The organism is Gallibacterium faecale (assembly GCF_027920745.1).
Taxonomy (GTDB): Bacteria; Pseudomonadota; Gammaproteobacteria; order Enterobacterales; family Pasteurellaceae; genus Gallibacterium; species Gallibacterium faecale.
In genome coordinates this window covers 1-13,195 of the sequence record NZ_JAQIBB010000059.1, presented here as the reverse complement: position 1 = coordinate 13,195, position 13,195 = coordinate 1, and the positions used below count along the sequence as shown (strand labels likewise).

At 35.4% G+C, this 13,195-nt stretch carries 13 protein-coding genes and 2 tRNA genes; 7 read left to right on the top strand and 8 right to left on the bottom strand.

All coding sequences use genetic code 11. The annotated features are described in order from the left end of the window. Positions 1-178 precede the first annotated feature (178 nt). From yajC to lrp, 4 genes are all read left to right on the top strand, one after another. Complete coding sequence (yajC, locus tag PF272_RS06465; protein ID WP_065235001.1) at positions 179-508, top strand: preprotein translocase subunit YajC; 330 nt, start codon at positions 179-181, stop codon at positions 506-508. Between the two features lie 29 nt (positions 509-537). Further along, positions 538-2,382, top strand: coding sequence for a protein translocase subunit SecD (gene secD / locus PF272_RS06460; RefSeq protein ID WP_271142118.1), 1,845 nt, complete (start codon positions 538-540; stop codon positions 2,380-2,382). A 17-nt stretch (positions 2,383-2,399) separates the two neighbouring features. Next, the gene (secF, locus tag PF272_RS06455) at positions 2,400-3,383 is read left to right on the top strand and encodes a protein translocase subunit SecF (RefSeq protein ID WP_271142117.1); all 984 of its coding nucleotides are present in this window, start codon (positions 2,400-2,402) and stop codon (positions 3,381-3,383) included. Positions 3,384-3,480: 97 nt separating this feature from the next. Continuing rightward, on the top strand, positions 3,481-3,963 hold the full coding sequence (gene lrp, locus PF272_RS06450) for a leucine-responsive transcriptional regulator Lrp (RefSeq protein WP_271142116.1): 483 nt from the start codon (positions 3,481-3,483) through the stop codon (positions 3,961-3,963). A 281-nt stretch (positions 3,964-4,244) separates the two neighbouring features. Here lrp and uhpC read toward each other — a convergent pair whose 3' ends face one another. The 4 genes from uhpC to uhpT all read right to left on the bottom strand — a co-directional run bounded on the left by uhpC (position 4,245) and on the right by uhpT (position 9,462). Further along, positions 4,245-5,516 (bottom strand): MFS transporter, encoded by a 1,272-nt coding sequence (gene uhpC / locus PF272_RS06445; RefSeq protein ID WP_271142115.1) that lies wholly within the window; start codon positions 5,514-5,516, stop codon positions 4,245-4,247. Next, on the bottom strand, positions 5,513-7,027 hold the full coding sequence (uhpB, locus tag PF272_RS06440) for a signal transduction histidine-protein kinase/phosphatase UhpB (RefSeq protein ID WP_271142114.1): 1,515 nt from the start codon (positions 7,025-7,027) through the stop codon (positions 5,513-5,515). The genes uhpC and uhpB overlap by 4 nt, the downstream gene beginning before the upstream one ends. A 4-nt stretch (positions 7,028-7,031) precedes the next feature. Next, positions 7,032-7,637: a response regulator gene (locus tag PF272_RS06435; protein ID WP_065234718.1), complete on the bottom strand. Its 606-nt coding sequence runs from the start codon at positions 7,635-7,637 to the stop codon at positions 7,032-7,034. A 430-nt stretch (positions 7,638-8,067) separates the two neighbouring features. Beyond that, positions 8,068-9,462 carry a hexose-6-phosphate:phosphate antiporter gene (gene uhpT, locus PF272_RS06430; protein WP_271142113.1) on the bottom strand — a complete coding sequence of 465 codons (1,395 nt, stop codon included), beginning with the start codon at positions 9,460-9,462 and terminating at the stop codon, positions 8,068-8,070. Between the two features lie 352 nt (positions 9,463-9,814). On the opposite strand from uhpT, the gene PF272_RS06425 reads away from it, so the two are divergent. The 3 genes from PF272_RS06425 (at position 9,815) to PF272_RS13050 (ending at position 10,535) form a co-directional block, all read left to right on the top strand. Continuing rightward, positions 9,815-9,891 (top strand) — tRNA-Asp (locus tag PF272_RS06425). Positions 9,892-9,919: 28 nt separating this feature from the next. After that, positions 9,920-9,996 (top strand) — tRNA-Asp (locus PF272_RS06420). A gap of 158 nt (positions 9,997-10,154) precedes the next feature. Beyond that, on the top strand, positions 10,155-10,535 hold the full coding sequence (locus tag PF272_RS13050) for a transposase (protein WP_461782256.1): 381 nt from the start codon (positions 10,155-10,157) through the stop codon (positions 10,533-10,535). Between the two features lie 666 nt (positions 10,536-11,201). On the opposite strand, the gene PF272_RS06415 is transcribed toward PF272_RS13050, so the two are convergent. From PF272_RS06415 to PF272_RS06400, 4 genes are all read right to left on the bottom strand, one after another. Continuing rightward, positions 11,202-11,813 (bottom strand): hypothetical protein, encoded by a 612-nt coding sequence (locus PF272_RS06415; protein ID WP_271142112.1) that lies wholly within the window; start codon positions 11,811-11,813, stop codon positions 11,202-11,204. Between the two features lie 61 nt (positions 11,814-11,874). After that, entirely contained in the window at positions 11,875-12,396 is a 522-nt protein-coding gene (locus tag PF272_RS06410; RefSeq protein WP_271142111.1) for a hypothetical protein, read from the bottom strand. A gap of 184 nt (positions 12,397-12,580) precedes the next feature. Beyond that, positions 12,581-12,988, bottom strand: coding sequence for a hypothetical protein (locus PF272_RS06405; protein WP_271142110.1), 408 nt, complete (start codon positions 12,986-12,988; stop codon positions 12,581-12,583). Between the two features lie 21 nt (positions 12,989-13,009). Further along, positions 13,010-13,195, bottom strand: a 186-nt coding sequence (locus PF272_RS06400) for a hypothetical protein (RefSeq protein ID WP_271142109.1), incomplete at its 5' end; no start/stop codon positions are given.

Genomic DNA, 13,195 nt, shown 5'->3' with positions numbered 1-13,195 from the left:
TCCCTGTTAATCAATAGCAGGGAAAGTAATTGCCGAAAAAAACCACAGTTTCAGCAATTCAGCACAAAGAACATTTTCACAAGATTGTGTTTTTATGCTATTTTTACCGTTCGCTTTACGGCGCTTACGCAAAGTGAGTTAATTTTTTACTTCATTATTTAATTATAAGGAAAACAAAATGGGTCTTATCTCTACAGCATATGCAGCAGATGCCGCTCCACAAGGCGGTGGAATGCAAATGATCTTCTTATTAGTCATTTTCGGTTTAATCTTCTACTTTATGATTTTCCGCCCACAATCTAAACGTAACAAACAACATCGTGATTTAATGGCTTCTCTAGCGAAAGGTGAAGAAGTCTTAACAAGCGGTGGTTTATTAGGAAAAATTACTAAAGTTTCCGCAGAAAGCGATTATGTTGTAATTGCACTTAACGACACTAACGAAGTGACTATCAAAAAAGACTTTATCGTTGCTGTTTTACCAAAAGGTTCTATTAAATCACTTTAATTTTTTCATTTTCATAAAGGCATTTAATTGTGTTAAATCGTTACCCTTTATGGAAGAATCTGATGGTGATCTTTGTGGTCGCCATCGGCATTTTATATGCTCTTCCAAATATTTACGGTGAAGATCCTGCTGTCCAAATTTCTGGTACACGTGGACAACTCGCCACTGAACAAACATTAACCGACGTTCGTCAAGTTCTTGATCAAAATAAGCTCTCAGCAAAATCCATTATCTTAGAAAATGGCTCCATTCTTGCTAAATTTAACAGCACTGATGAACAACTCCTCGCAAAAGATAAAATTCTTGAAAAATTAGGTAATAATTACTCTGTTGCGTTAAACCTTGCTCCAGCAACACCTGCATGGCTTACCGATATTGGTGCTGGCCCAATGAAGCTTGGTCTTGATTTACGCGGTGGGGTACGCTTTTTAATGGAAGTTGATCTTAAGTCTGTATTAGCTAAACAACAAGAACAGTTACAAGACAACCTCCGCACCGAATTACGTAAAGAAAAATTCGTTTATAAAGCACTACAATCTACGGATAACTATGCCACTGTCATCACTCTTGCGGACACAATTTCGCCTGATGATGTTGTACGTGTGCTAAAACGTAAACATCCAAATTGGGATATCGTTGCTAACGGTCAAAATGTCACCTTGACTTTATCAGAAACAGAACTTTCTCGTTTAAGAACCAGTGCAGTAGAACAGAACATTACAATTTTACGTAAACGGGTTAATGAACTCGGTGTTGCTGAACCAGTTGTTCAACAACAAGGTGCTGATCGTATCGTCGTTGAATTACCAGGTGTTCAAGATACTGCGCGTGCAAAAGAGATCTTAGGGGCAACAGCAACCTTAGAATTCCGTATGGTTAATCAAACTGCTAACGTTGCTGCCGCAGAAAATGGGATGGTACCTTCTGACTCAGAATTACAACACGATCGTAATGGCAGACCAGTTGTTGTTTATCGTAAAACTATCTTAGGTGGTGAACATATTACTGATGCAAATTCAGGGAATGATGAATATGGTCGTCCGCAGGTAAATATCTCTTTGGATAGTGAAGGCGGTAATATTATGTCCGAAGCGACCAAAACCGCTATCGGTAAACCAATGGCAACTGTTTATAGCGAATATAAAGACAGTGGTGAAAAAGATGCTAACGGTAAAGCTATTCTGACTAAACATGAAGAAGTGATTAACGTTGCAACAATTCAATCCCGTCTTGGTAATACTTTCCGTATTACCGGTATTGACTCTCCAGCGGAAGCACAAAACCTCTCTGTATTGTTACGTTCAGGGGCATTAATTGCACCAATCCAAATTGTTGAAGAACGTACTATCGGTCCATCTTTAGGGGCACAAAATATTGAGCAAGGTTTACAAGCTAGTATCTGGGGCTTAGCGGTCGTTGTCCTCTTTATGGTCGTTTACTATCGTAAATTCGGTATCATTGCCAATATTGCCCTATTAGCCAATATTGTCATCTTAGTTGGCTTAATGTCTTTAATACCAGGAGCAACCTTATCAATGCCGGGTATTGCAGGTATTGTCTTATCGGTAGGGATGTCGGTGGATGCCAACGTACTGATATTTGAGCGGATTAAAGAAGAACTGCGTAATGGCCGTTCAGTACAACAGGCAATCAATGAAGGATATAGTGGTGCATTCTCTAGTATCTTCGATGCAAACTTAACCACTATTTTGACTGCAGTTATTTTATATGCGGCAGGCTCAGGCCCAGTAAAAGGTTTCGCCATCACATTATCTCTTGGTGTTGCCATTTCGATGTTTACCGCAATTACTGGTACTCGTGCTATCGTGAACTTCCTCTATGGTGGTAAACGAGTCAGTAAATTATCGATTTAGAGATGGAATCAATTAGCATGAAAAATTCAACAAATGCAGATAATCAAGTAGATACAATTAATGATATTAAACTACCGTATAAGCTTATCCATTTTATGCGCTATCGTGCAATTGGATATGGATTCTCTCTTTTGGTCGTTGTAATTTCATTATTCTTTATTATCACCAAAGGATTTAACTGGGGGCTAGATTTTACTGGTGGTACTGTTATTGATACCACCTTCTCCCAACCCGCAGATTTACCAAAATTACGTCAAGTATTAGCGGAAAATGGACTACACAATGCGGTTGTGCAAGCTTCAGGCGGTGTGCGTGATGTTATGGTTCGCGTACCAGCATCATTTAACGATCCAAACTTAGGTACACATATTAAATCTATCCTTAGTGATAACATTGATAAAAACGTAAACATTCGCAGTATTGAGTTCGTAGGGCCAAATGTCGGAGAAGAGCTCACCACGTCTGCCATTTATGCCACTCTCATTACCTTAGCGATGTTATTGGTTTATGTCGGATTCCGTTTTGAATGGCGTTTAGGGCTTGGCGGTATTCTGGCACTTGCCCACGACGTAATCGTCACCCTTGGTGTCTTCTCCATGTTACAAGTAGAGATAGATCTTACCTTCGTTGCCGCAATTTTATCGGTAATTGGCTACTCGCTTAACGATAGTATCGTGGTATTTGACCGTGTACGGGAAAACTTCCGTAAAATTCGCCGTTCATCTACCGTTGAAATTATTAATATTTCGTTAAGTCAAACCTTATCAAGAACCTTAATGACTTCAATCACAACATTAATCGTGGTGATTGCGTTATTACTTTTTGGCGGTCCAACAATTCATAGTTTCTCATTAGCGTTATTAATCGGGATTGGTTTTGGTACCTTCTCCTCTATCTATATCGCGATTGCATTAGCGCTTAACTTCGGGTTAAAACGTGAACATATGTTGCCACCGAAAGTAGAAAAAGAAGGTGCTGATCAAGAAGCATTATTACCATAACAAAACTATCAGCCGTACAATAATGTACGGCTGATGTCATTTTGCCTCATATTCTTATATAATAAGCATTACATTTATCCGAAAAGGAATCACGAAAATGCGTCAGAAAAAGATGGTGAAATCACTCGATGCAATTGACCTAAAAATTCTTAATGAACTTCAACATAACGGTAAAATTTCTAATATTGAATTATCTAAACGTGTCGGCTTATCGCCTACTCCTTGTTTAGAGCGGGTAAAACGTCTAGAAAAACAAGGCATTATTATGGGCTATCGGGCCTTGCTCAATCCAGAATTACTAGATTCTCCTCTCTTAGTTATTGTTGAAATCACACTAGTACGCGGTAAACCTGATTTATTTGAAGAGTTTAACCGCGCTGTACAAGACCTAGATGAAATTCAAGAATGTCATCTTGTTTCAGGTGATTTTGATTACTTATTGAAAACACGTGTAGCCGATATGGCGGCTTATCGTAAATTACTTGGTACTACTCTCCTCCGCTTACCTGGCGTAAATGACACTCGCACTTACGTGGTAATGGAAGAGGTAAAACAGACAAATTATTTGTTATTACGGTAATTTCTGCATCTCCTCCTCACTCCTCTTCATAAATGAAGAGGAGCGATCACTCAGTATTTAAATCGTATTCAGTACATTTTGGCACGAATCAATAGCTCAAAAATAGCTAATCTTAATTGGCGAAAATATAAACACTAATTAGCCAAAACAGTCAAATTAAATCCGCTAAAATGATAAATATTGATTAACCGGCTTAATGTAAGTTCACCAAAAATCACTAACCTTGACTATTCATAGAAAGACTCCCTCTTCAGCATGAAGAGGGCTGGAGAGATGCTGATTTAATTCTGCAATCTCAAAAACGGTAATAATAATAATGCGATCATAGATGCTGAGCAGGTGATCACCACAAAAAAGCCGTTCCAATGGAAATATTGCATAATAATTGCCAGTGGATAACCTGCTAATGCTGCACCTAAATAAGCAAATAACCCAACAAATCCTGTCGCTGCTCCCGCTGTTTTCTTATGTGAACACTCCGCAGCTGCCATACCAATTAGCATTTGCGGTCCAAATACAAAAAAACCAATCGCAAAAAAGACTGCCCCTTGCAATACTCGTTTCTCTTGTATCATTACCCAAAGGGCTAAAATTGAACAGAAAATCCCTATCGCAAACAGTAGTGCCATTGGGCCTCGATTGCTAGAAAATAGACGGTCTGAACCCCAACCAGCGGCAAGTGAACCAATAAAGCCCCCGATTTCAAATAGCGATAAAATACTATTCGCAGAAACAATGTCATAGTGATATTTCTCGGTTAGATAGATATTACCCCAGTCATTGATCGCTGTTCGCACAATATAAACTAGCGTATAACTTAACGCTAACAACCAGATATATTTATTGAAAAACACATATCGCTGTAAAATTTCTCGCCAACTTAGATTAGCCCCTTCTCGTTCTTGAGCCAGTTCTAATTGATCATTACGCCACTGCCCAACACTAGGTAATCCCATTGATTCTGGTGTACCGCGCAGGCGTAACATCAACATAATACCAATAACAATCGCACTGATTCCCGCGAAAATAAAGCCATGTCGCCAGCTATAATGTAAGGTTAAATAGCCAATAATTAAGGGAATTAATGCTCCACCCACATTATGTGCAGTGTTCCAAATCGACCACCACAATCCCCGTTCAGTCCGTGAATACCAGGTAGTTAATAATTTTGAGCAAGCAGGCCAACCCCAGCCTTGAAACCACGCATTTAATATCCACAACGTCATAAACATAAATAATGAACTGGATAGACCAAAAAAGATATTAGTCACTCCCGTGAGCATTAACCCAATCGCCATAAAATAACGTGGATTGGATTGATCAGAAAATACCCCAGAAAAGAATTTAGAAATACCGTAAGTGATATAAAATAGCGTAGTCATTAAACCAATATCACTTTTATCAATTCCTAAATCCGTAATCAAAGCAGGCACCGCATAGTTAAAACTCTTACGGGTAAAATAAAACCCAGCATAACCAACATACATCGCCAACATTAAATGAATACGCCAATAACGGTATAACTGATCTTGTTGATTCTCTTTCGTTATCATAATGACACTCTTGGTAAGGTAATCCTTATCGTTGTTCCTTGCTCACCAATATTTTGTTGTTGCATCACAGAAGCGAGCGTAAATTCACCGCCCAACATACTGACTCGTTCTTGCATACCCCGAATACCAAATCCTGTATCCGCAATCACCGTTTTATCAAAGCCAATACCATTATCCTGAATAACCAACGTTATGTTTTCTTTTATTACTAATTGAATGGATACATAAGTCGCCTGAGAATATTTAACTATATTAGTCAAGCTCTCTTGGCATAACCGATATAGTGTAATTTCAAGAACGTGATCTAGGGTAATCTGCTCTTGATTTTGCCAATTAAATTCCACTGTAATGCCATGACTCGTCAAATCTAATTCTGTAAATAAATTTTGGATTGCTTGCGGTAAATCTAAATCATCTAATAAACGAGGACGCATTCGATTCAATAACCCTTTCATCGTGTCATAAATATTTAATGAGAGTTGTTCAATAATATTGGCTACTCTTTCTTGCGGTACAGAATCACTAATTCTTTTTAAAATATTCGCTTGTGTACGAATTGCAGTAATATTTTGTCCAATTTCATCATGTAACTCACGAGAAATATCCTTACGAATCGCTTCTTCTGCATTAATAAGTTGGCGTGTTAAATATTTATTTTTCGCTAATTCTCGTGACAAACTGTAATTAAGATCGCGTTGATGTTGAATACCTAAGCCTAAAAAGATCCCTGTAATCGTTTGTGCCGAAAGGGTTAATAATAGATCGGTAATTTCTGAATTAGAGAAACTATGTGCCGTTCCCATTAATGCAATACTATTCAATAACGTACCTAATAATGCACCCTGCCAGCCATATTGAAACGCTAACAAAATAATTGGAATGGATAAATAAAACAGGGCAAAACGATTAAAACTTTCTGGTAATGTGGTTTGAATTAAAATATTTAACGTAAACAGAATAATATAAATAAAAATATGCTTACTTCTTAGGATAACTGGTTTTCTCACCAGTGCTGCGGTTAATGGTAGCCAGCGTGTCCCAAATAAAAAACTACTAATCAGATAACAAGCTGGAATTAATAGCACACCTGCGGAAAAACTGATTAAAAAAGTAAAATAAAAAGGTTCAGTGAAAATAAATAAGCCATTCAGCCCACTCAACCCAATGATTAATCCTAATTGTAGTAATAGTCGTCTAAATTCAGAGCCTACATAATATTGCTGGAATTTCCATACAATAGGCAAGCTAAGCAAACTTAATATCACAATAGAAAAGTAATTATTCTCAGGATAAGAAAAAATCAGAAGTAATAAAACACTATATTCTGCTAAATAAACTGCACTCCAATAACGCCTTGCACTATGAATTAAAATTCCCACTCGTAAGGCAAACGGAAAAAATAAAAAAGCAATGATCGAGTTATCTAACAAATAATCTGAAATTACCCACAGACAGAAGTAAGTACAGACAATTAAAAACCAGCTATAAATAAGCGTAAATAGTGTTTTCATCAGATTATATGGTTTGTTGATTAAATAAATTCACCAATTCGACATTGTTTTTAACATTTAATTTGCTCATTGCATTAGCACGATGAACATGCACCGTTTTAAAACTCAAATTTAATTTTTCGGCAATTTCTTTTGCATCTAATCCCGACACTAATAATTCACAAATTTCACGTTCTCTTTTTGTAAGTTCAAACACGGTATTTTGTTTTTTCGGTGTCACTAATTTTAGGGTTAATTCTGGCATTAAATACACACCACCTGCATCAACTGTTCTTACTGCTTGGATTAACTCCTCTGGACTGCAACGCTTACTAAGATAACCTTTCGCCCCTAGTTCCAACGCTTTTTTTACAATGACATCGGAATCATTCACACTTAGCATAATGCAATGAATTGTGGCAGGCATATCTTTAAGTAACTCAAGACCACTTTCATCTGGCATAGAGATGTCAATAATACAAACGTGAGGTTTTAGACGCGGTAATCCTAAACGTGTTTCTTTTACTGAACCAAACTCACCTACAACTTGAATATCCTCTTCAAGCGAAAGTAATTGTGCAAATCCAGAACGGACTATCACGTGATCATCAACTAACACCACATTTATCATTTGTTATCTCACTTTGTGTAAAAAGCGGCTATTTTACACGAATAAAAAATATGCGGTAAATGGTTTAACACATATCAGATTACTGACAACCCCAAACTTAATCACAAATCTTAATAAATGCTTAATGGGTTCCCTCTCACACTTGCCCGAATGCAAATAAGATTTTCAGGCAAAAAAAGTGATCATTTTTCGAACGTAGTGAGAAAAATCTCTGTTTTTTGCCGCCCGGAAAATCTTATTGGAATGAGGAATAGCAAGTGTGCGAGGGTAGGCTTTCTTTTGCTTCGTTTTCTTTGCCTAAACAAAGAAAATGAAGTCGCCCTTTAGGGCGAAATCTAAATTCGAATTAAAACAGAAATACCTAAAAAGTACTCAATAGATTTATCAAAAAATTGATATGCGGTAAATGATTTACCACATATCTCACCAATTACGCCTTAATTTCCATAATTCTCGATTTTTTCAATCTACGAATCTTCTTCTCTTCAGCAATTGCTACAAAACCAAGTAATACCATACAAACTAAAGCAGATGTATTTAATGCGGCAAACGTACCAGACCACCCAGTTAAACCAAAAATTGGTGTCCCATCTGCAATCATCCCAATCCCTAATTTCGCAAAACTATCACCAATTAAATAAGCAAAAGTTCCTTTTACACCATCAGCTACGGCAATCGCTTTTTTCGGTACAAAACCTACTGCGGCTACACCAATTAATAATTGCGGACCAAACACTAAAAAGCCTAAAGCGAATAATGCGGCTAAATACATATATTCATTAGTTGCAAATTGATAAAACTCTAAGGTAAACACAATCAAAATTAAGGCAACGCAAGCGGTTAAACCACGGCGACCATTCGCTAAATCAGAGAGATAACCCCATAGGAATGTTCCTACTAATGCCCCAACTTCAAATAAAGCAAAACCAGAAATAGCAGCATCTTTTGAAAAACCTAACTCTTGGTAAGCATAAACTGGTGACCATTGGTCTATCCCAATTCGCACAATATAAAGGAAGATATTGGCAAAACATAATAGCCAAATTACCTTATTTTTTAGAATATATTGCACAAAAATTTGCCATTTAGAGAGTTGGTTTTCTTCCGCAGCACGATCTTCTTCGCTGATCTCTTCGCCAAATAACTCTTCTGCTTTACCTAAGCCGTATGCCTCTGGTGAATCTGATCCATAACGTAAGCCAATAAAACCAATGATTAAGGCAATAATTGACGGGAAGATAAACATACCGATCACATGACCGTTAAAAATGACATTTGCACCAAACAATGCCACACCCGCTGCGGCTGCACCGCCAACATTGTGCGATAAATTCCAAAAACCTAAGAAAGTTCCTCTTTTCTTACGTGGCGTCCATTTGGTAATAGTTGAATAACTAGAAGAACCACCTGTACTTTGGAAGAAACCACTTAATGCATAAAAGGCAATCATCAGGAACAATGCAACACTACCGCCACCCATGCTGGCGCTAAATCCCAACATACAGATTGCTGAAAGGATCAACATAAATGGTACAAATTGTTTGGTATTCTTACCATCAGCATAATAAGACACCACTGTTTTTCCAATACCATAAGCGACAGAAAAACCTAAACCAATCATCCCAAGTTCTGTTTTGGTCAATCCGTAAGTTTCAATCATATCGTTTTGTGCAATATTAAAATTTTTACGGATTAGATACATTGCCATATAGCCAATGAACACTACCAAATAAGATTGCATAAATGGTTTAAACCACATTTTACGTCTTTCTTCGACTGAAAGATCTAATACTGGTTTTCTAACTTCTTGTAAAAAACTAAGCATAAAAATTTCCCTAATATTTTGACTAAAAAGATGGGCTAATCTTAATCAAATAGGAGAAATCTGCCTTGAGAAGATACTTTAGAAAAAATAGGAATTTTTCTTAGTTTCGTTATTTTTAATTTATTTTTGTGATGTAAGTCACTTTTTTGCAATGAGGTTAGCCTAGATGGAGAGTAGAAAAGCCAATTTCAATAGATAACAAAGTGAATTAAACTCAATAAAATAAGCATTGTTTTAGTAAGAAAGCCAAAAATTTCACTATTTAGCTTATCAATTCATCAATTAAATCAAATTTTCTAAAAAGAAGTTGACGATATTCTGGAACGATATTATTATTCACGCCACGAAATGCGGAGCGGTAGTTCAGCTGGTTAGAATACCTGCCTGTCACGCAGGGGGTCGCGGGTTCGAGTCCCGTCCGTTCCGCCACTTTTCATTAAAGTTTTCCTCTTATTGCGGAGCGGTAGTTCAGCTGGTTAGAATACCTGCCTGTCACGCAGGGGGTCGCGGGTTCGAGTCCCGTCCGTTCCGCCACTTTATATTCAATGATTTTCTTAACTTAAATAAATTTTTTCTTAAAAATTATATTGATAAGCTTTCATTAATAATTCGGCATATAGGACAAAAAAGTTGGTAAAAAGTGGTTTAAAAGCATATAGTACAAGGCTTTAAGCCACTATTTTGAAAAATGAATAAAAACTTGTCCATTTTGCCACAATTATCCTGTCCAAAAATACGGTATTCAAAATCAGATTCAGCGTTATAAATGCCTTCAATGTCATAAGGTATTTACATTTAAGAAGAGATTAAATCCTGAACAAATTTGGCAAGATTATCCAGAAGGAAAACAAAGCCAACAACAACTCGCAGAAAAATATCATTGTTCGCCTCGAATAATTTGTCGATATTTAGAAAAAGTGCCAAAAGCCTTATTAAACTCGTCTACAAAATCATCACTTAACTTAATTATTGATACGACCTTTTTTCATCGTGATTTTGGTGTGCTTGTCATGATAGATTTTCCATCAGGTAAAGCTTATTTATCATCAAAGAGTGAAAACAGAAAAAGATGAATATTACAAAATAGCCATGAATAAACTCAGAGAAAAAGGTTATCAAATTCACTCTGTTACTTGTGATGGGCGGCGAGGATGACTGAAAGATTTATTGAATACCCCACACAAATGTGTCAGTTTCATCTGGTTGCTGTGGTAATGAGAAAGTGACGTAAGAAACACCAATCACTTGCAGGAAAAGAACTCAAAGTTATTGCCAAAACCTTAAAAAATAGTCACAAGAGTGAATTTTATCGTCGCTTGCATAATTGGTATTTACGTTATCAAGTCTTTTTAAATGAGCGGTCAGAGAAAGCAAATGAACGTGGTTATTTTCCTTATAAACATAGACAGTTAAGAAGTGCTTATGCGAGTTTTAAGCGATATGAAAACTATTTATTTACCTATGAGAAATATCCTGAATTAACTATTGAAAAGATGACAAATCGAATAGAAGGGTTATTTAAACAACTTAAGGATAAATTACGTCCACATAGTGGTTTAACAAGAAGGCATAAGATATTGTTTATACAGGATTTTTTAAATAAGAAAAGTTAGTAAGAATTATGAGAAATAATCATTACCAACTTTTTTGTCCTATATGCCTATCTTTTTGATAAGTATATTTTGTTCCATATTCTGCAATTTTAATTGTTAATAGATATTTCATATGATTTTCCTATGTTAGCTTCTAAACTTATAAAGTCTATCATTCGGTGCTCCATCTAGACCTAGATAAATTCTTAAATGTTTAATTTCCGGATCAGTACACAAATCTTTTAATACAATCTTATATTTTTCTCCTGATTTAAATTTAAAATAATCATTAGGATATTTTGTATCAAAAACAGAAAACTCTGCGATATCAATTTTTTTATAATTTTGTTCTTTACCAAGATAGATAAAATGAGAACTATAAGTATTTTTATAAGAATAGATATTTTCAAATACTTGTTTATCCTGATGATAAATTTTCATCTGTATAGTAAATGTATATCCAAGACCATCTTGATTCTCTAAATTTAATTTCTTTTTCCATGAATGATAGTCATTATTATCTATATATAGAAATAAAGTTTGTCTTCTTAAACTGGCTTTTGGTGGAATATATTCAAATTCATAAGTAGCACCATCTGCTTTAAGTGGAACAGGAAAATTGATTGCAGGCAATGCAGATCTTGAGAGCTCATAAATAACATGACTACATTTTCCAACCCAAAATAAAAAATAGGCTAACGATAAATATCTTATCGCTTTAAATAAATAAACTCTTTTTTTCTTTTTTGTTTGACTCATATGCAAAAAAATTTGTTTAATATATTCTATATCAGAATAACCTATTAGTCAGAATAACCTATTAGTCAGATTCTCTATTACATGTACTATATTCAGGTAAAAGAAAAACGGAATATTTATTATATACTTCTTCACCATTTGATATTATTTTATGTAACACAGTGTCATAAATAATCCAGTAATTTGTCATAAAAATATTAAAATAATTCTTTTCTCGTTCGTAAACAACAACACCAGATTTTAAGTTGCCACGGCTAAATTCGTATGTTTGATTATCTAATGTGATAAATTCAGGAGCTTGTTCTTTTTCAGATGGTGTCAAATAAAAATAATTTGTTCTTGATAGTTCTAAATCTTCGCTCTGAAAATTTCTTTGTTGTTTCCATTCCTCCATAGGTATGTAAACTTTGTCGTCTTCTGCCAAAGCACAACGTATTGGCATCGTTATTTCAGAGATCAACCATGTATAAGTTAAAGGTAAGAGCAAAAAAATAGATATCACAGAACAGATGCTAGTTATAGTATAACAAGAATGATCTTTTTCATTTAAACTTCTGTCTAGTTTCTTTAACCAATGGTACATTTTTCACCTTATACAGGGGATACATACTTAATTGATAACTATACTTAATGACAGCAATAAAAATCAAGATATAGGGAGGGGGGGGGGTATCTATATTGTGATAATAATCACAGATTATTATGAATTTAGTAAATTTTAATCGATTGGCAAAAGAAGCATTTTACATAAATACAGGTATGAGAGCCTAATAATATAAGTGGTGATACTTTTGACCTACTGGTATCATCAATTTGGACAGATAATTAGTTGCATCCACTAGTTGCTCTAATGCAAGTCCACTCTTTACTAAATTTATATCTTGAACAAAATCAATTGGCTCTTGGGTTCCTCGAATCGCTAAAGTTAATTGACCAGTGCGCTTATCCTTAATCAAAGCTGCTGAGAAACCACTTGCAGTTTCTAATTGTTGATGGATAACTTCAAAATTATCTGTAAAATACTTGATATCTTCGTCAGAAAAAGAACTATACTTTCTGAGAGAGCCTTCAAGAGTTTTATTATCTGCTATTTTTTGTCCATCTTTATCAAAAAAATTTGTGTATGCTGCCCCACTTAATATTGCCTTATCTTTTTGTTCTTGTATGTTATTCATTAATATTCTCCTTATATCCAGTTAGAAATTATATAAATAAGATAAATCTCTTAATTTATATAAATTGATATAGCTTGTAGGTCCGTTACAGTGAATACGTTTTGAACCTGGCCCCATTAAAGTCCAATATTTCCCCATAACATCCTCAGAACTTAAAATCGCTTTTTGTAACTCTAGATCATAGTAAATCCAATAGTCTGTTATAAA

Excerpts from the sequence above, each read along its gene's own strand:
- lrp (WP_271142116.1), top strand. The coding sequence starts at position 3,481 with ATGCGTCAGAAAAAGATGGTGAAATCACTCGATGCAATTGACCTAAAA.
- PF272_RS06405 (WP_271142110.1), bottom strand. The coding sequence starts at position 12,988 with ATGAATAACATACAAGAACAAAAAGATAAGGCAATATTAAGTGGGGCA.
- yajC (WP_065235001.1), top strand. The coding sequence starts at position 179 with ATGGGTCTTATCTCTACAGCATATGCAGCAGATGCCGCTCCACAAGGC.
- uhpC (WP_271142115.1), bottom strand. The coding sequence starts at position 5,516 with ATGATAACGAAAGAGAATCAACAAGATCAGTTATACCGTTATTGGCGT.
- PF272_RS06435 (WP_065234718.1), bottom strand. The coding sequence starts at position 7,637 with ATGATAAATGTGGTGTTAGTTGATGATCACGTGATAGTCCGTTCTGGA.
- uhpB (WP_271142114.1), bottom strand. The coding sequence starts at position 7,027 with ATGAAAACACTATTTACGCTTATTTATAGCTGGTTTTTAATTGTCTGT.
- PF272_RS06415 (WP_271142112.1), bottom strand. The coding sequence starts at position 11,813 with ATGAGTCAAACAAAAAAGAAAAAAAGAGTTTATTTATTTAAAGCGATA.
- uhpT (WP_271142113.1), bottom strand. The coding sequence starts at position 9,462 with ATGCTTAGTTTTTTACAAGAAGTTAGAAAACCAGTATTAGATCTTTCA.
- secF (WP_271142117.1), top strand. The coding sequence starts at position 2,400 with ATGAAAAATTCAACAAATGCAGATAATCAAGTAGATACAATTAATGAT.
- PF272_RS06410 (WP_271142111.1), bottom strand. The coding sequence starts at position 12,396 with ATGTACCATTGGTTAAAGAAACTAGACAGAAGTTTAAATGAAAAAGAT.